This window comes from Methylobacterium sp. Leaf469 (assembly GCF_001424745.1).
Classification (GTDB): domain Bacteria; phylum Pseudomonadota; class Alphaproteobacteria; order Rhizobiales; family Beijerinckiaceae; genus Methylobacterium.
In genome coordinates this window covers 266146-283203 of record NZ_LMRE01000001.1, presented here as the reverse complement: position 1 = coordinate 283203, position 17058 = coordinate 266146, and the positions used below count along the sequence as shown (strand labels likewise).

Annotated in this window: 19 protein-coding genes; 8 read left to right on the top strand and 11 right to left on the bottom strand. The window is 71.5% G+C overall.

Features of this window, described 5'->3' with window-relative positions:
• Positions 1-127: 127 nt before the first annotated feature.
• Positions 128-754, bottom strand: a complete 627-nt coding sequence (locus tag ASG60_RS01280) for a DnaJ domain-containing protein (RefSeq protein WP_056263650.1) — start codon at positions 752-754, stop codon at positions 128-130.
• A 151-nt stretch (positions 755-905) separates the two neighbouring features.
• Here ASG60_RS01280 and ASG60_RS01275 point away from each other — a divergent pair, with 151 nt between their 5' ends.
• Together ASG60_RS01275 and arfB are read left to right on the top strand one after the other, a co-directional pair.
• The gene (locus tag ASG60_RS01275; protein WP_056171935.1) at positions 906-1181 is read left to right on the top strand and encodes a BolA family protein; all 276 of its coding nucleotides are present in this window, start codon (positions 906-908) and stop codon (positions 1179-1181) included.
• 24 nt (positions 1182-1205) lie between these two features.
• The gene (gene arfB / locus ASG60_RS01270; RefSeq protein WP_056171932.1) at positions 1206-1628 is read left to right on the top strand and encodes an alternative ribosome rescue aminoacyl-tRNA hydrolase ArfB; all 423 of its coding nucleotides are present in this window, start codon (positions 1206-1208) and stop codon (positions 1626-1628) included.
• A gap of 19 nt (positions 1629-1647) precedes the next feature.
• Here arfB and ASG60_RS01265 read toward each other — a convergent pair whose 3' ends face one another.
• Both ASG60_RS01265 and ASG60_RS01260 read right to left on the bottom strand, forming a co-directional pair.
• A complete protein-coding gene (locus tag ASG60_RS01265; protein WP_056171930.1) occupies positions 1648-2385 on the bottom strand; it encodes a YoaK family protein in 738 nt (245 codons plus the stop codon).
• A gap of 269 nt (positions 2386-2654) precedes the next feature.
• A complete protein-coding gene (locus ASG60_RS01260; RefSeq protein ID WP_056384048.1) occupies positions 2655-3614 on the bottom strand; it encodes a methyltransferase domain-containing protein in 960 nt (319 codons plus the stop codon).
• 55 nt (positions 3615-3669) lie between these two features.
• Between ASG60_RS01260 and ASG60_RS01255 the strand changes: the two genes are divergently transcribed.
• Genes ASG60_RS01255 through ASG60_RS01245 form a run of 3 tightly spaced genes read left to right on the top strand, consistent with a single transcriptional unit; the run spans position 3670 to position 6922 of the window.
• On the top strand, positions 3670-4710 hold the full coding sequence (locus ASG60_RS01255; RefSeq protein ID WP_056357819.1) for a ligase-associated DNA damage response exonuclease: 1041 nt from the start codon (positions 3670-3672) through the stop codon (positions 4708-4710).
• The gene (locus ASG60_RS01250; protein WP_056384046.1) at positions 4707-6455 is read left to right on the top strand and encodes a cisplatin damage response ATP-dependent DNA ligase; all 1749 of its coding nucleotides are present in this window, start codon (positions 4707-4709) and stop codon (positions 6453-6455) included. Before ASG60_RS01255 ends, ASG60_RS01250 begins: the two co-directional genes overlap by 4 nt.
• Complete coding sequence (locus ASG60_RS01245) at positions 6452-6922, top strand: secondary thiamine-phosphate synthase enzyme YjbQ (protein ID WP_056384044.1); 471 nt, start codon at positions 6452-6454, stop codon at positions 6920-6922. The genes ASG60_RS01250 and ASG60_RS01245 overlap by 4 nt, the downstream gene beginning before the upstream one ends.
• Before the next feature lie 113 nt (positions 6923-7035).
• Here ASG60_RS01245 and ASG60_RS01240 read toward each other — a convergent pair whose 3' ends face one another.
• The 4 genes from ASG60_RS01240 to queE all read right to left on the bottom strand — a co-directional run bounded on the left by ASG60_RS01240 (position 7036) and on the right by queE (position 9595).
• Positions 7036-7578, bottom strand: coding sequence for a helix-turn-helix domain-containing protein (locus tag ASG60_RS01240; RefSeq protein WP_156398755.1), 543 nt, complete (start codon positions 7576-7578; stop codon positions 7036-7038).
• Positions 7579-7870: 292 nt separating this feature from the next.
• A complete protein-coding gene (gene queC / locus ASG60_RS01235) occupies positions 7871-8575 on the bottom strand; it encodes a 7-cyano-7-deazaguanine synthase QueC (protein WP_082531566.1) in 705 nt (234 codons plus the stop codon).
• Positions 8572-8934, bottom strand: coding sequence for a 6-carboxytetrahydropterin synthase QueD (queD, locus tag ASG60_RS01230; protein ID WP_056384038.1), 363 nt, complete (start codon positions 8932-8934; stop codon positions 8572-8574). The genes queC and queD overlap by 4 nt, the downstream gene beginning before the upstream one ends.
• A gap of 22 nt (positions 8935-8956) precedes the next feature.
• On the bottom strand, positions 8957-9595 hold the full coding sequence (gene queE, locus ASG60_RS01225) for a 7-carboxy-7-deazaguanine synthase (RefSeq protein WP_056384037.1): 639 nt from the start codon (positions 9593-9595) through the stop codon (positions 8957-8959).
• 358 nt (positions 9596-9953) lie between these two features.
• On the opposite strand from queE, the gene ASG60_RS01220 reads away from it, so the two are divergent.
• The 3 genes from ASG60_RS01220 to ASG60_RS01210 all read left to right on the top strand — a co-directional run bounded on the left by ASG60_RS01220 (position 9954) and on the right by ASG60_RS01210 (position 13702).
• Positions 9954-11495: a serine hydrolase gene (locus ASG60_RS01220; protein WP_056302761.1), complete on the top strand. Its 1542-nt coding sequence runs from the start codon at positions 9954-9956 to the stop codon at positions 11493-11495.
• A gap of 106 nt (positions 11496-11601) precedes the next feature.
• Positions 11602-12741 (top strand): GTP-binding protein, encoded by a 1140-nt coding sequence (locus tag ASG60_RS01215; RefSeq protein ID WP_056384035.1) that lies wholly within the window; start codon positions 11602-11604, stop codon positions 12739-12741.
• Positions 12742-12862: 121 nt separating this feature from the next.
• Positions 12863-13702 (top strand): hypothetical protein, encoded by an 840-nt coding sequence (locus ASG60_RS01210; RefSeq protein WP_056384033.1) that lies wholly within the window; start codon positions 12863-12865, stop codon positions 13700-13702.
• A 51-nt stretch (positions 13703-13753) separates the two neighbouring features.
• Here the strand turns inward: ASG60_RS01210 and ASG60_RS01205 are convergent, their stop codons facing one another.
• The 4 genes from ASG60_RS01205 to ASG60_RS01190 form a co-directional block, all read right to left on the bottom strand.
• Positions 13754-14074: an HPr family phosphocarrier protein gene (locus ASG60_RS01205; RefSeq protein ID WP_056172198.1), complete on the bottom strand. Its 321-nt coding sequence runs from the start codon at positions 14072-14074 to the stop codon at positions 13754-13756.
• Positions 14075-14206: 132 nt separating this feature from the next.
• Positions 14207-14608: a PTS sugar transporter subunit IIA gene (locus ASG60_RS01200; RefSeq protein ID WP_056087142.1), complete on the bottom strand. Its 402-nt coding sequence runs from the start codon at positions 14606-14608 to the stop codon at positions 14207-14209.
• Between the two features lie 125 nt (positions 14609-14733).
• Positions 14734-15225 carry a hypothetical protein gene (locus ASG60_RS01195; RefSeq protein WP_156398754.1) on the bottom strand — a complete coding sequence of 164 codons (492 nt, stop codon included), beginning with the start codon at positions 15223-15225 and terminating at the stop codon, positions 14734-14736.
• Positions 15226-15233: 8 nt separating this feature from the next.
• Positions 15234-16958, bottom strand: coding sequence for a sensor histidine kinase (locus ASG60_RS01190; protein ID WP_244472878.1), 1725 nt, complete (start codon positions 16956-16958; stop codon positions 15234-15236).
• Positions 16959-17058 lie beyond the last annotated feature (100 nt).

The following is a 17058-nucleotide window of genomic DNA, read 5'->3' as shown; positions in this document are numbered from 1 at the left end:
GGTCGGGCACGATATAGGGCGTTGCGCGCCGATTGCCGCCCCGGCCCGGGCCGACCAGACCTGCAAATCCGACCAGACCTGCAAATCCGACCGGATCCCGAAAATCCACGCAGGGTTCGTGCCGCGCTCAGCACAACCCGGCGGCGCGCAGGGCGTCGTGGGCGCGGATGATGTCGCGCAGGCGCTCCTCGAACGAGCGGTCGCCGCCGTTGGCGTCGGGGTGGAAGCGCTTCACCAGCACCTTGTACTGCGCCTTGATGGCCGCCGAATCGGCGTTCTCGTCGAGCCCGAGGACGTCGAGGGCCTTGAGGGTGGCCGAGGAATGGCGCGGCCGGCGCGGCTCGGGCGCGCGCTTGCGCCGGGCGGTCTCGCCGACGCCCTCGGCGCGCAGGATGTCGAGGGGATCGACATAGGCCCAGTCGCGCGTGGCCTCGGGCTTCGGCTTCGCCGCGGCGGTGGCGGGGTTCACCCCCATGGCCCAGGTCGGGCGATGGCCGATGATGGCGTCCTTCTGGAAGGCCTGCACGGCGGCGTCGTTCATGCCGTCGAAGTAGTTGTACGTGGCGTTGTAGGCCTTCACGTGGTCCATGCAGAAGCGCCAGTACTGCCCCTCCGCCTTCCGGCCCTTGGGGGCGCGGTAGAGCCCGGGGTTCTGGCAGCCGGGCGTGTCGCAGCCCTGCGCCGACGCCTTCTTGGGCTCGTCGCAGGTGCGCTTGATGCGGATGCTGTCGAACAGGGGCGAGTTGAGATCCATGATGGGGCGATTATGAGAGGGCGGGTCGCAGACACAAGAGCGCCGGGCCTGATGCCGCATGCGGCCATCGGGGGTTGACGGGAGCGGCGGCCAAGCCCCCGAACGAGCGAGCCCCGAACGCGAGATCATTCGCCCGGAAGGAGACCGCACCATGACGACCATGAGGGACTGGATCGACGAGACCTTGCGATCCGCGCTCGCGCCGACGCATCTCGACGTGATCGACGAATCGCACCTGCACGCCGGCCATGCCGGGGCGCGGCCCGAGGGCGAGACCCATTTCAGACTTGATGTCGTCTCGGCGGCGTTCGACGGCAAGAGCCGGGTCGAGCGCCACCGCCTCGTCAACGGCGCCCTCGATCCGGCGTTCAAGCGCGGCCTGCACGCCCTGGCGGTGCGGGCGCGGACGCCGGCCGAGGCCGCCTGATCGAACGGGCCGGAGACCGTCGCCGTGGCGCTTCAGTGCACGCCCCAGATCAGCATCGACGAGGCGGAGCTGGAGGAAAGCTTCGTGCGCGCCTCGGGCCCCGGCGGGCAGAACGTCAACAAGCTGTCCACCGCGGTGCAGCTGCGCTTCGATGCGCGGCGCTCGCCGTCCCTGCCCAACGCCGTCGCGGTGCGGCTGATGCGGCTCGCCGGCCGGCGCCTGACGCTGGACGGCATCATCGTCATCTCGGCCCAGCAGCACCGGACCCAGGACCGCAACCGGGCCGATGCCCGCGAGCGCCTCGCCGCCCTGGTGGCGGAGGCCGCCGTGCCGCCGACCCCGCGCCGGGCCACGCGCCCGACCCTGGCCTCGAAGAAGCGGCGCCTCGACGAAAAGTCGAAGCGCTCCGACACCAAGCGCCTGCGCGGGGACCGGGGCGACGGGTGATCCCCGACACCCGCCCGCCTCAGGGCGTCGGGGCGGCGGTGCCGTCCGGCGGATGGTGCTCGACCTCGCCGCTGACGTAGGGGCTGCCGGGCTTGGCGATGGTGAGCACCAGGGCGATGACCGCGAGCAGGGCCGCCAGGGCCGCCGGGAACAGGAACGCGTCCTCGCCGTAATGCATCTGCAGCACGCCGCCGATGACCGCGCCGGTGCTGAGCGCCGCCCACAGGGGGGCCTGGATCCAGAACGACGGCGCGACCACGCCGAGGAGCAGGTTGGCGAGCCCGGTTCCGAACCGCACCACGGCGCCGGTGACGTAGGTGAGCGCCAGGCTGCGGCCGCCCTCGTCCTGCAGGGTCGCGTTCTGGAGGCCGAGCGCGATGACGATGGGATAGGCGTGGAGCGGGAACGCGAAGGTGCCGTGGGGCACGATGAGCCCGACGGTGAGCAGCACCGCCTGGAGCAGCAGCAGCACGGACAGGCGCCAGCGCCCGACCCAGGCTGCGATGAGCGTGCCCGCGAAGGCGCCGAAGCAGAACAGGATGATGACGGAGGCGACGCGCGAGGTGCTCTCCCAGTCGAACCGGCTGACCGACACGCCGAACCGCGTGGTGTTCCCGCTCATGAACGACATGAACAGCTGCGAGAATTCGAGGAAGCCGATGGAATCGGCGCAGCCCGCCACGGCCGAGAGGGCGAGGGCGAACGGGATGCGCGTTCGCGCGCTGGCGGGAAACGCCTTGCTCTGCGGGTCTGCCATGGAATCTCCAGAGGATCGGCCCCGGGGAGGGGCAGGGAAACGGCCCGACGCGGGGACGACGCCACGACGCGGGATTGCCGGTCCCCATACGCGCCCGGGCGCGCAATGGGATTCCGGGAGGCTGTCGAATCTGGCCATGGCGTGCCGTGCGGCACCTGTCCACCGTTCCGCCTCGCGGGGACCGGATGATCGGCTGACGTTCGCGTGATCCGGCTTGCCGGCGACCCACCCTCGCCCGTGATCCGAACTCGCCCGGGATCCGGACCGGATCAGCCGGGCCGGCGGGCGACGACGATGCGTCCCGGGACGGGCAGGCCGCGTTCGCGCCGGAGGGTCGCGGGGTCGAGGCATTCGAGGACGAGGCCGGCCCGCGCCACGGCCCGTTCCACCAGGACATCGCCATGGGCGTAGCGGGCGTCCGGGCCGAGCACGAGGCCGTCGCCCGCATGGGATTGCACGCTGAAGCCGAGGCACCCGCCCGGCCGCAGCACTCGCGCGGACCCCGCTAGGAGGTCCGTGAGTCCGCCCACGTAAATCATCACGTCGGCGGCGGTGACGAGGTCGGTCCCGGCGTCCGGTTCCGCCGCGAGGCCCGCCACGAGGTCGGCCTCCACCAGGCGGGCGTAGCGCTTCCCCCGCGCGGCCTCGTCCAGCATGAGGGGCGAGAGGTCGATGCCCGTGAGGTGGCGCGCCCGGTCGCCCAGGGCCGCGCCCACGAGGCCGGTGCCGCAGCCGAGGTCGAGCACGGTGTCGTAGACCGCCGGCGCGTCCGGCAGGCGATCGAGGGCGGCGACGATGAGTTCCGGCGCCCGGTAGGCGAGGTCGTCCACGAGGTGGCGCTCGAACCGCGCGGCGTAGGCGTCGAACAGGGCACGGATGTAGGCCGGGGAGATCGCCCCCAGAACGCCGCCGTCGCCGTCCTCCCGGCGGCCCGCGCCGATCTGCGCCAGGGCGAGCCGGGCGCCCTGCACGTCCTCGGGGTCGAGGTCGAGGGCCGCCGCGTAGGCCCGCAGCGCCGCGTGGTGGTCGCGGAGGTCGCCGTGGGTGACGTAGCGGGCCTCCCGCGCCCGGCCGAGGAGAAACCAGGCCGGGGCGTAGCGGGGGGCGATCTCCAGGGTCTGCTCCGCCATCTCGGCGGCCCCAAGGGCATCGCCCTCGGCCAGGCACCCCTCGGCGTAGGCGTAGCGTCTGTCGGCGAGGAACTCGCCGGAACCGGAGGGGCGTGACATGCTGGGTGGGGGCGGCCGCTTCGCTCGGGGATCGGGCGCCCTATATGCCGCGCCGATGACCTTCAGCGCCAGCGATCTCCTCACCCTGACCCGCGAGGGGCTCTACTGCCCCCTCGGCGATTTCCACGTCGATCCGACCTGGCCCGTGCCCCGGGCCCTGATCACCCACGGCCACGCCGACCACGCCCGCGCCGGCCACGGGCAGGTGCTCGCCACGGGCCAGACCCTGCGGATCATGGCCGTGCGCTACGGCGAGGATTTTTGCGAGACCCGCCAGGAGGCCAAGCTCGGCGAGGACATCCGCGTCGGCGACGTCACCGTCCGCTTCGCCCCCGCCGGGCACGTCCTCGGCTCGGCCCAGATCGCGATTCAGGCGCGGGGCGTGCGCGTCGTGGTCTCGGGCGACTACAAGCGCGCGCCCGATCCGACCTGCCTGCCCTTCGAGGTCATGCCGTGCGACGTGTTCATCACCGAGGCGACCTTCGGCCTGCCGGTGTTCCGCATGCCCGACACCCGGGACGAGGTTCAAAAACTCCTCGATTCCGTGGCGCTGTTCCCCGAGCGCGCCCACATCGTCGGCGCCTACGCGCTCGGCAAGGCCCAGCGGGTGATGGCCCTGCTGCGGGAGGCCGGCTACGACCGGCCGATCTACCTCCACGGCGCCATGGAGAAACTGACGGAGCTGTACAAGCAGGAGGGGATTCCGCTCGGCGAGACCCCCAAGGTCGTCGCGGCCGAGCGGGGCAAGCTCCACGGCGCCATCGTGCTGTGCCCGCCCTCCGCGATCCAGGACGTGTGGTCGCGCAAATTCCCCGATCCCGTCGCCTCCTTCGCGTCGGGCTGGATGCGGGTGCGCGCCCGCGCCCGCCAGAAGGGCGCCGAACTCCCCCTGTGCATCTCCGACCATTCCGACTGGCCCGACCTCTGCCGCACGATCCGGGAGACCGGGGCCGGGGAGGTCTGGGTGACCCACGGGCAGGAGGACGCCCTGGTGCATTGGTGCGGGACCCAAGGGATCAAGGCCAAGCCCCTGCACCTGCTGGGCTACGGCGACGACGGCGAGGCCGAGCCGGGCGTCGCGGAGGTCGCCGCGTGAACCACTTCGCCCAACTCCTCGACCGTCTCGCCTACGAGCCGCGCCGCAACGCCAAGCTGCGCCTGCTGCAGGATTACTTTTCGCGGACCCCCGATCCCGAGCGCGGCTTCGCCCTCGCGGCCATGACCGGCAACCTGACCTTTCGCGAGGCGAAGCCCGCGATGATCCGCGGGCTGGTGGAGGCGCGGGTCGATCCGGTGCTGTTCGCCCTGTCGCACAACTACGTCGGCGATCTCGCCGAGACCACGGCGCTGATCTGGCCGGCGCCTGACGTCACGGCTTCCCTCGATGCCCTTACGCCCGGGCGTGGGGATGCGCCCCCGCCTCTCGGCCACAACAACCCGCCGCCCCACATCCCGACCCTGGCGGAGGTGGTCGAGACCCTCGCCACCGTGAAGAAGGCCGACCTGCCGGCCCGCATCGCCGAGTGGCTCGACGCGCTGGACGAGACCGGGCGCTGGGCGCTGCTCAAGCTCATCACCGGGGCCCTGCGCGTCGGCGTCTCGGCGCGTCTGGCCAAGACCGCCGTAGGGGCGCTCGGCGGCCACGAGGCCGACGCGGTGGAGGAGGTCTGGCACGGGATGGTGCCGCCGTACCTGAGCCTGTTCGCCTGGGTCGAGGGGAAGGCCGAGCGCCCCACCACCCTCAACCCGGCGCCGTTCCGGCCGCCGATGCTGTCGCACCCCATCGACGCGGAAACAGACTTCGAGAAACTCGACCCGGCGGCGTTCTCGGGCGAGTGGAAGTGGGACGGCATCCGCGTCCAGCTCTCGGGCGGCCGCGACGAGGCGGGAAGCCAAGTCGCGCGGGTCTATTCGCGCACGGGCGAGGACATCACCGGCGCGTTCCCGGATCTGGCGCAGGCCATCACCTTCACGGGCACGCTGGACGGCGAATTGCTGATCCTGAAGGCATCCCGCGTCCAGAGCTTCAACGTCCTGCAGCAGCGCCTCAACCGCAAGGCGGTGACCCCGAAGCTCCTGGAGGAATTCCCCGCCCATGTCCGGGCCTACGACCTCCTCACGGCGGAGGGCGCGGACCTGCGCCCGCTGCCCTTCGCCGAGCGCCGGGCGCGGCTGGAGACGTTCGTCGGTGCCCTCGACCACGCCCGCATCGATCTCTCGCCCCTCGTGCCCTTCGCCACCTGGGAGGATCTTGCCGAAGCGCGCGCCGACCCGGCCGCCGTGGGGGCGGGGGAGGATGCCGACGCCATCGAGGGCGTGATGCTGAAGCTGCGCGACAGCCCCTACCTGCCCGGCCGCCCCAAGGGGCCGTGGTGGAAATGGAAGCGCGAGCCCCACCTCGTCGACGCCGTGATGATGTACGCCCAGCGCGGCCACGGGAAGCGCTCGTCGTTCTACTCGGACTACACCTTCGGCGTGTGGCGGCCCCGCCAGGACGGCAGCCTCGAACTGGTGCCCGTCGGCAAGGCCTATCACGGCTTCACCGACGCGGAACTGGCCAAGCTCGACCGCTACGTCCGCAACCACACGGTCAAGCGCTTCGGCCCCGTGCGCGAGGTCGCGTACGGCCTCGACGAGGGGCTGGTGCTGGAGATCGCCTTCGAGGGCGTGCAGCGCTCGACCCGGCACAAGTCCGGCGTCGCGCTCCGCTTCCCCCGCGTGCACCGCATCCGCTGGGACAAGCCAGCGGCGGAGGCCGATCGCATCGCCCTCCTCGAAACCATCCTGGCCCGGGGGACGAGCGAGATCGCCCCGGGCGCCACCCTGGAGATCCCCTCATGACCCGTGGCGCCCGCATCGGCGAACTCGACGGCTTCCGGGTGGGCCCGGTGAGCCGGCAGGCGAGCGCCCGCCTCGTGGTGGCGACGGAGGGCCCCGGCTTCACCGACATCACCGGACGCGTCGCCGCGTTCGTGGCCCGCAGCGGCGTCGCGCACGGCGTGCTGACGGTGTTCTGCCGGCACACCTCGGCCTCCCTGACCATCCAGGAGAACGCCGACCCGGACGTGCAGACCGACCTGATGACCGCCCTCGACGGGTTCGCCCCGCGCCACGGCGCCTACGTGCACGGCAGCGAAGGCCCGGACGACATGCCGGCCCATATCCGCACCCTGGTGACGGATGCGAGCCTCGCCGTGCCGGTGCTGGACGCCCGCCTCGCGCTGGGCACCTGGCAGGGCATCTACCTCATCGAGCACCGCGACCGGCCGCACCGGCGGGAGATTGTCCTCGCGGTTGTGGGGGCCTGACGCAGTCCCTCGGGCTCGACGGCCGAGGCCGCTGCCGATGCCCCGGCCAGGCTCGATGCGTCGCATCCCTCCACGCTTGGCCTAGGCCCCTCTTCGGCCTCGGTTCCTCCGCGCTATCGAAACGCAGGCGCTGCGGCGTCGACGGTCGCGGTTCCGCCCCTGGCGAGGGCATCCACGACGGCCTCGGGGTGGCGATAGATCGTCCAGATGAGAGTCATGGCCGTCGCGTTCGGCTTCGACTTGCCCTGCTCCCAGTTCTTGACCGTTGCTTCCTCCAGCCCGAACCGCAGGGCGAACTGAGCTTGCGAGAGATGCAAGGATTCCCGCACGATCCGAACCGAGATCTGGTCCGGCCAATGCCTGCGCGCGTCGATGCCCAAAGCCGTCAGTTCGGAGATCAGGTGGTTCAGGCTCTCGACCTTCGGCACCTCGACATAGGCCTCGCCCGTATCGAAGAGTTCGGTCATGACCGCGTGAGCGGCCTTCACCGGGAGATGCCGACGGATCAGGGCGCGGGCCGCCGCCACCGTGCTTAGGTCAGCGTCCGGCCGCCGCTTGAGGCTGAGGCGCTCTGCGGAGCCTTCGCGGACGGGGGGCTCGTCCCGGATTTGCACCCGTGTTCCGAACACCGCCAACAGTGTGGATCTCGTCGACATCCAGCTGCTCCATGACCCCCTGCACGATGTCCCGTAGCGCAGCCGCGCCCCATTGCTCCGCCGGATCGCCACCGATGTGCAGGCCAGCAAGAGTTCGGCCCAGGAGCGTCACCTCGGCCATGACGTCGAGGGATCCACGCGGGGTCTGCACCGCGACCGTGAAAATCGGGTCGTCGCTATTGGCGTGATCGACGACGATCCCGACGTCACACGCCACGACACATCCTATGCCCTACGCAACTTGCGTACAAGGTGCAGGCAGGCGTCGTCGCCTCGTGTCTGCCGGCGAACCTCACGCACGCTCCGCGACGAACGCTCGATACCCCTTCGCCCGCAGGTCGCAGGCCGGGCAGGTCCCGCACCCGTAGCCCCAATCATGCCGCGCGCCCCGCTCGCCGAGGTAGCAGGTGTGGCTCTCCTCCACGACGAGGTCGACCAGGGGCCGGCCGCCGAGGGTTTCGGCCAGGGCCCAGGTCGCGGCCTTGTCGATCCACATGAGGGGTGTGTGGAGAACGAAGCGGCGGTCCATGCCGAGGTTGAGGGCCACCTGCAGGGCCTTGATCGTGTCGTCGCGGCAATCGGGGTAGCCGGAATAATCCGTCTCGCACATGCCGCCGACGATGTGGCGCAGGCCCCGCCGGTAGGCCAAAGCCGCCGCGAAGGTGAGGAACAGCAGATTGCGGCCCGGCACGAAGGTGTTGGGCAGGCCGTCCGCCGCCAGGGCGATCGCGGTGTCGCGGGTGAGCGCCGTGTCGGAGACGGCGCCGAGCGCCGCGAGGTCGAGGGTGTGGTCGTCGCCGAGGCGGGACGCCCAGCCCCGGTTCAGGGCCGTCATGCCGTCCCGCAGGGCGGCCCGGCCGTCGAGTTCGATCCGGTGGCGCTGGCCGTAGTCGAAGCCCAGGGTCTCGACGCGGGGGAACCGGTCGAGCGCCCAGGCGAGGCAGGTGGCCGAATCCTGGCCGCCCGAGAACAGGACCAGGGCGCCGTCGTGGCTCACCGGGTCTCGCCTTCGTATTCCGCCCAGGACATCGGCGTCTCGTAGACCTTCACCGAGGACAGGGCCGGCAGGGCCGACTTGGTGCGGCCCCAGATCCAGGCGGCGATGTGCTCGGCCGTGGGATTCTCCAAGCCTTCGATGTCGTTGAGGCAGTAATGGTCGAGCTGCAGCAGCACGGGGGCGAAGGCGTGCTCCACGTCGAAGAAATCCACCACCCAGCCGGTGTCGGGATCGACGGCGCCGGTGAGCGTCAGCTCCACCCGGTAGGAATGCCCGTGCATGCGGTGGCAGCGATGCGTCTCGGGCACGTTCGGAAGGCGGTGGGCCGCCTCGAAGGTGAAGGCTTGGGTGATCTTCATGGGTCGCAATCTACACGGCTCGCTAGGGGATTCCGATGATCTTGTGGGTCTGGAGCGAGAGCCGCCAGCGCGCGTCGCTCCGACAGTACGCGACGGCCGCCTGCGTGTTGGCGCGGCGCGCCGGCCCGTCCATGGGCTGGAGCCAATGGTGGCGGAAGGGCAGATCCGCGAAATGCGCCGGATCGGCCGCGGCCTCCGCCTGCGGATAGACGAGCTTGAGTTCGTGGCCCGTGCGCTGCACCAGGGGATTGCCGGCCTTGGGACTGACGCAGATCCAGTCGATCCCCTCGGGCGCGGCCAGGGTGCCGTTGGTCTCGACCGCGATCTCGAACCCACGGGCATGCACCGCCGCGATGAGGGCGTGATCGAGCTGGAGCAGGGGCTCGCCGCCCGTGAACACCACGTAGCGATGGTGCGGCCCGCCGGTCCAGGTCGTGGCGATGGCGTCCGCGAGGGCGTCCGGCGTGGCGAACCGGCCGCCGCCCTCGCCGTCCATGCCGAGGAAATCGGTGTCGCAGAACCGGCAGGCCGCATCGGCGCGGTCCTGCTCGCGGCCGGACCACAGGTTGCAGCCGGTGAACCGGCAGAACACCGCCGCCCGGCCCGCCTGCGCGCCTTCGCCCTGGAGGGTGTGGAAGAGTTCCTTGACCGCGTAAGCCATGCTGTTCCGGGGCGCCCCTCGCCAAGCGCCGCGCCCGATGTTCCCGAATGAGGCCCTGCACATAGGCCCGCCGCGCCCGCGAGGCCACACCGAACCGCGCGGATGCCGTATCGCGGGAAGACGGGCCGGCCGTCGGCCTCACGATCGCTGCGCCTGCTTCATGGAAAACACCCAGCCCATCCACGCGAGCGCGGCTGGCCTGTGCGCTGCGAAACCCTTCGCCATGCTCTCGCCACGGAGGCCGGGTTGGTGGCATCCGAATGGCGGGGACCCTCGCCCGAGCTTTGCCGTTGCCCCCAACATGTCCGCCGGGTTCGATGTCCATCGAGCCGGACTGGACCTTTCCGAGACAGGCCCGATGTCGAACCCGTTGTTGAGGCGTCTCGCCTTTGGTTTCACGGCGTGCGTGGGACTGCTCGGTGCGAGTTCCGCCGGCGCGGTGACCGCGCCGATCCTCGTCGTCGAGGTGGATTCCGGCAAGGTGATCTACGCGCAGGGTGCCACCGACCCGTGGTTTCCCGCCTCCATCACCAAGCTGATGACCGTCTACGTCGCCCTCGACCTCGTGCGCCAGGGCAAGGTCTCGCTGGATTCGCTCCTCACCATCTCGCCCGCCGCCGCCGCCGAGCCGCCCTCGAAGATGGGCTTCCGGCCGGGCACGCAACTCACCCTCGACAACGCCCTGAAGATCATCATGGTGAAGTCGGCCAACGACGTCGCCTGGGCCATCGGCGAGAATCTCGGCGGCTCCATCGACGGCTTCTCCGCGATGATGAACGAGACCGCCCAGCGCATCGGCATGCGCGAGAGCCGGTGGACCAACCCCAACGGCCTGCCCGACGCCCGGCAATGGACCACGGCCCGCGACATGGCGATCCTCGGCCGCGCGCTCATCCGCGACTTTCCCGACAATCGCGGTCTGTTCTCCATCTCGGCGATCCAGTTCGGCAAGTCGATCATGGCCAACCACAACGGCCTGCTCGGGCGCTACGCCGGGGCCGACGGCATGAAGACCGGCTTCATCTGCGCGGGTGGGTTCAACGTGGTGTCGAGCGCCACCCGCAACGGGCGCCGCCTCATCACCGTGGTCATGGGCCAGCCGAGCGCCCGCGAGCGCGACCTCAAGGCCTCCGACCTGTTCGATTACGGCTTCGGCCAGTCCGCCGGCTGGACGGCCCAGACCCTCGACGCCCTGCCGACCTCCGCCATCGCCGAGCCGCCGGACCTGCGCCCCTACATCTGCGACCGGAAGAAGCCCATGCCGGTGGACGAGGGCCCGGGCGCCATCGCGGGCAACACCGACAGCTCCAACGCCCAGATCCTCGCCGCGGCGGCGCTCCCCGGTTCGGCCCTGGCGCTCGCCACCCTCAACAACGGCGCCATGCGGGGCCGTGCCCTGCCGGCCCGCGCCCCGCTCCAGCCTATTCCCGTGTGGATCGGCCGCAATCCGGCCGAGGGCGCCATCGTCCTCAACGCCCAGGCGGAAGCCGACAAGGCCGAGCGCGCCCAGACGCAGGCCGCCGCCCGCAAGGCCCGCCTCGACACCCTCGCGGCCCGCCGCGAGGCGGCGAAGGAGGCCCGTCAGGCGCAAGCGAAATCGGACCCGAAGCACCCCGATGCCAAGAAGGTCAACGGCAAGACGCCCGAGTCGAAGAAGGCCCTGGCGCGCGGCAAGTCCACAGTCCCGTCGACGGCGAGCGCCTATGCCCCCGTCGAGTCGACGCCGGTCTTGGAGGGCGCGCCGAAGCTCAAGGTGACCACCCCCGCCGGAAAGACGGCGCCGAAGGGGGGCAAGCCCGAGGCGAAGGTCGAGATCAAGCCGGTCGCCAAGCCAGCGACCAAGCCGGTCGTCAAGCCGAAGCAGGCGGCCCGCCCGGCGAAGGCCGGCGACGACGAGTAACGCCGGGGGCTTCCCCCACGGCTGGGGCCAAGCCCCGGCATCGGAGCGGTCGAGCCTCGGTATCGGGGCGATTGAGCCCCGGCGCGCGCCGGGTTAGGCCATCCCCATGACTGCATCCCCCGCTTCCGTCCTCTCGCCCACCGATCCGCGCGCGCCCGCGCCGATCCCCCTGACAGTTCTCACGGGCTTCCTCGGGGCCGGCAAGACCACCCTGCTCAATCGGATGCTGCGGGATCCCGCGCTCGCCGACACCGTGGTGATCGTCAACGAGTTCGGCGAGATCGGCCTCGACCATCTCCTCATCGAGACGGTGGACGAGGACATGATCCTCCTCGGCGCCGGCTGCCTGTGCTGCACCGTGCGGGGCGACCTCATCGCCACCCTCGAAGACCTGCTGCGCAAGCGCGACAACGGCCGCATCCCGCCGTTCCGCCGCGTGGTCATCGAGACCACGGGCCTCGCCGACCCGGCCCCGATCCTCCACGCCCTGATCTACCATCCCTACCTGGTGATCCGGTACCGCCTGCAGGGCGTCGTCACGGTGGTGGACGCGGTCAACGGCGACGCGACCCTCGACGCGCACCCGGAGGCCGTCCGGCAGGCGGCGGTGGCCGACCGGCTGGTGCTGACCAAGGCGGACCTGGCGGAGGGAGGCACCGACGCCCTCGTCGCCCGCCTGCGTGCCCTCAACCCGGCCGCCCCCATCGACGGCGCCGACGTCGCCCCGGCCGACCTTCTCGGCGGCTTCTTCGGCCTCGCCGGCAAGAGCGCCGATGTGGCCGCGTGGCTCGGGGTAGAGGCCGTGGCGGCGCACCACCACCATGATCACGCGCACGACCACGGGCACGGCCATCATCATCACGACGTGAACCGGCACGACGCGGCGATCCGGGCCTTCACCCTGACCCACGACGTGCCGGTGCCGCGCGCCCGGTTCGAGATGTTCCTCGACCTCGTGCGCTCGGCCCACGGCCCCAAGCTCCTGCGCCTCAAGGGGCTGGTGGCCCTCTCCGACGCGCCGGACAACCCCGTGGTGGTGCACGGCGTGCAGCACATCGTCCACGCCCCCGTGCACCTCGACGCCTGGCCCGACGACGACCGGCGCTCGCGCCTCGTCCTCATCGTGCGCGACCTCGACCCGGCCTTCGTCACCGGCCTGTGGGACGCCTTCCTCGGCCGCCCGCGCATCGACGCGCCCGACATGACCGCGCTAACCGACAACCCCCTGGCGATCCCGGGCGGCTGAGGCCCCGCGGCCCGATCCGGGGCACATCCGCACGGCATCGATCTTGGAGCGATCGACCAAAGGGCGCCCTGCGGGGTGCCGGTTCGTCCCGAAACGGGACGCCGCGTGGGATCGGTGCGAGATGGTGAAACGGCGCTTCACGGTGATCACGGGCGGGGCGGGCATGGCACCCGAGGCCGGACCCTGGCAGGTCGATCTGTGCCGGCCGGGAGAGGTCGCGCCCGAGGCCGTGGCGGGCTGGCGCGCCCTCCTGACCCGGACGGGCGCGGCGGACCCGGTCTTCTCCGATCCCGATTATCTCCTGACCGCGGCCCGGCACCTTTCCGACGGACGCACGGTGACGGTCGCCCTGGTCTCGGCCGGGGAGGGCGCGCGGCGTACGCTCCATGCCGCGATCCCCCTCACGGTGCCGCATCCGGTCTGGGGCAAGGGGCGGTTCGCCGTCTGGCAGCCGCACGGGCACGCGGGCGCCCCGGCCCTCGACCCCCGGTTCGCCGGGGCGATCCGCGCCGCGTTGGTGGAACGCCTCGAGACCCTGCGCCGCGGCGCCAGCCTCGACCTCGCTTCCACGGGTCCGACGACCGTCGGTCCGGCCCTCCGGCCGGTGGCGGAGGCCGTGCGGATCCCGGCGCACTACATCCTCGCTGTCGGCGGAGCCGGCGCGTCGGTGCGGGAGCGCATCGCCGAGCCGCACCGCATCCGCGACGCCGTGGAGGAATTCTTGGGCCTCGATGCCGCCCATGCGGCGGCGCCGATCATCGGCGACCCGTGCGAGGCGACCCTGGTCCGGGTGGTGACGCGCCTGTTCGCCGAGCGCCGTCAATGCGCCGTCGACCTCACCCGCCGGGACGGCCAAGTCGTCGCCGCCAGCCTGATCCTCGGAGCCGGCCTTCAGGCGGTGGTCTGGCGGCGTGCGGCCGAGGGCATGGCGGGGCGCCGGCGCCTCGACCGGTCGGCGTGAGGGGGAAGCCACCGCAGGCGCCTACTCGTGAGGACCAAGCGCCGGCGGCGCCTACTCGTCCTCGCCGAACTTGTTCGCCAGGAGGTCGGTGATGGCCTGGAGGCTGGCATCCGCGTCCGGGCCGGAGACCACCACCGCGATGGTGGTGCCCTGGGCGGCGCCGAGGGTGAGCAGGCCCATGATGGAGCGCCCGCCCACGGTCTCGCCCGAGCGGGTGACGGTGACGACGGCGTCGTAGCGCTCGACGGTCTGGACGAACTTCGCGGAGGCTCGGGCGTGCAGGCCGCGCCGATTGACGATGGGCAGCACCCGCAGCAGGCCGCCCTCGGGGACGGGGGGGAGGGCCGCGTCGGAATCCTCGTCGTCGATCATGCGCTTGGTCGCCATTCCCGATCCGCCGCGCCCCGTTGGCCGGCACCGGATCCGTCACGATGGCCTGTAGGCCCTTGTGAAGGCGTTAGGAAGGCAAGCCGATGTTCGAATCGGCCTCGACCCGTGCTCGGCCTACTTGCCCGCCAGGACCCGCGAGGCGACATTGATGTACTTGCGGCCCGCCTCCTGGGCGTGGAGCACCGCGTCGCCGAGGGGTTCGGCGTCGCGCACGCTGGCGAGCTTGATCAGCATGGGCAGGTTGATGCCCGCCACCACCTCGACCTGACCGCCGTTCATACACGACAGGGCGAGGTTCGAGGGCGTGCCGCCGAACATGTCCGTGAGCACGACGACGCCCTTGCCGGAGTTCACCCGGCCGACGGCGGTCATGATGTCGAGCCGCCGCAATTCCATGTCGTCCTCGGGCCCGATCGTGATGGTCTCGATCTGCTTCTGCGGCCCGACCACGTGTTCAAGGGCAGCCTTGAACTCCGTCGCGAGCAGCCCGTGGGTGACGAGCACCATTCCAATCATCGACGCGGATTCCAACGCCCTGTGAGCGGAGCCGCCATCTTGTGCAGCGCAAGGTCGAGCGCAAGGTGATCGCGACGTTTTGTAGGCCCGAACGTCATGATCATGCCACGATGGTGGCCCCCGCGCTACGGTTCGCTTGGCCTCGGCATCCGAAGGATCGCCCCGGGGGCTCCGATCCCGAGCTCCGCCAGGGCGTCGAGGACGAGGCGGGGGCCGAGGCCGGAGCGCAGGTGCCGCCGGTCGAGGACCAGGCGCGGGAGCGCGAGGCCGAGGAGCCGGGCCGGGGCCGCGGGCTCCGGCAGGCGCGGTTGGCGCGCCACGAGGTCGACCACGAGGCGGACCGGGGCCTCCGTCACCGCCACGGCCCGGCACAGGCCGAGGCCCCGCACCTCGATCCCGTCGCCGAGCGCCGGATGCGGCCAGGCCAGGAGGGTGTCGCCGTCGCGGGCGAGCCGGATGCGGTCGTCGCCGATGAGGGCCGCCGGCAGGGTGAGGGCGGCCGCCCAGTCGAGGAGCAGCAGGGCGAGGGTCGATTTGCCCGATCCCGACGCGCCCCGGACGATCACGCCCGCGCCCCGGAGGGCGAGGCCGGTGGCGTGGATCGTCTCTCCGTCCAACGCGCGGCTCAGCGCACCGCCGGCAGGCGCACGATGAAGCGGGCGCCGCGCACCGTCGGCTCGCCGTCCTCGTCCGCCGGGCCGGGACGGTTCTCGGCCCGGATGGTGCCCCGGTGCGCCTGGACGATCTGGCGCGAGATCGAGAGACCGAGGCCCGAATTCTGGCCGAAGCCCTGCTCGGGCCGGTCGGTGTAGAAGCGCTCGAAGATGCGCTCCAGGGCGTGCTCGGGGATGCCCGGACCCTCGTCCTCCACCACCAGCTCCACGTCGGCCCGGACCCGGCGCAGGGCCACCCGCACCTTGGCGTCGGGGGGCGAGAACGAGCGGGCGTTGTCGAGCAGGTTGTTCACCACCTGACCCAGGCGCGAATCGTGGCCGAAGATCGCGAACGGCGCCTCGACCTCGCCGGGCGGCACGGCGACGTCGAACAGGATCACCGCGTCCTTCGGGCGTCGGCGCTCGTTGGCCACCGAGACCACGGTGGTCATGAGCTTGTGCATGTCGACCTTGCGGGCCTCGGCGCGGGCGAGCTCGGCGTCGAGGCGCGAGGCGTCGGAGATGTCGGAGATCAGCCGGTCGAGGCGCTTCACGTCGTGCTGGATGATCTGGAGCAGGCGCGCCTTGGACTCGTCGGATTTGGCCAGCGGCAGGGTCTCGACGGCGCTGCGCAGCGAGGTCAGGGGGTTCTTCAACTCGTGGGAGACGTCGGCCGCGAAGCTCTCGATGGCGTCGATGCGCCGGTAGAGGGCCTGGGTCATGTCGCGCAAGGCCCCCGAGAGGTGGCCGATCTCGTCCGTGCGCCCGGTGAAGTCGGGGATTTCCTCGCGCGACTTGATGCCGAGGCGCACCTTCTCGGCGGCGTCGGCGAGGCGGCGCACCGGCCCCGCGATGGCGCCGGCGAGCAGGATCGACAGGACCAGCATCACGGCCGCCGCCACCAGGAACACCTGAAGCAGGCCGAAGCGCTCCGAGGCGATGACGCGGTCGATGTCGCCCCCTTGCGTCGAGAGCAGCAGGGCGCCGCGCACAGACGTGCCGCGCTGGATCGGCACCGCCACGGACACGATGGTCTCTCCGACCTCGTTGCGGCGCACGATGGTGCCGCGCGAGCCGCCCAGCGCCACCTGCACCTCTTTGAGGCCGTGCCCGCTGGTGGGGCCGACCTCCTCGGCCGGCACCGCGCGTTGCCCGCCGAGGATGCGGGTCTGAACGAAGTCGAACGCCTGTTCCAGGGTGGTGCGCTTGCTCTCGCGCAGGACGGACTCGCCGCGCCCGATCTCGCCCCGCCCGATCTCACCTCTTGCCGACAGGGTGCGGGAATCGAACAGCAGGCCGCCGTCGCCGTCGTAGACCCTGGCGCGGTTGCCCGTCGGGGTGATGAGGCGGCGCAGGAGCGGGGCCACGCGCTCCGGGTTCAGGGAGAAGGCCAGGGGCGAGGGGGCCTCCTCCGCCTCGCCGGCCTGGAGTTCCAAGAGCTTGTCGGGGTCGATGCGGATCGCGCCCGTATCCCCGGAGGCCGAAGCCGAGGCCGCGATGGCGCCGGCGATGATCTCCCCCTGGATCAGCAGGCTCTGCACCCGCGCCTGGATCAGCCCCTGGCGGAACTGGTTGAGGTAGAGGAAGCCGAACAGGAGGGCGAAGAGCCCGACGAGGTTGAGCACGACGATCCGTCGCGTCAGGCTCGACGAGGCCCTCTGGCCGATGGCGTTCCACAGGGCGCGGGGCCACTCCACCAGACGGAGGGGACGGTCTTCGGCTTGATCTGTGGTGGCCACGTCTGTCCGGTTCGGTGGGATTGCGGAAGGGGGGCGGCGGGCCGCCCGGTGCCGGCCC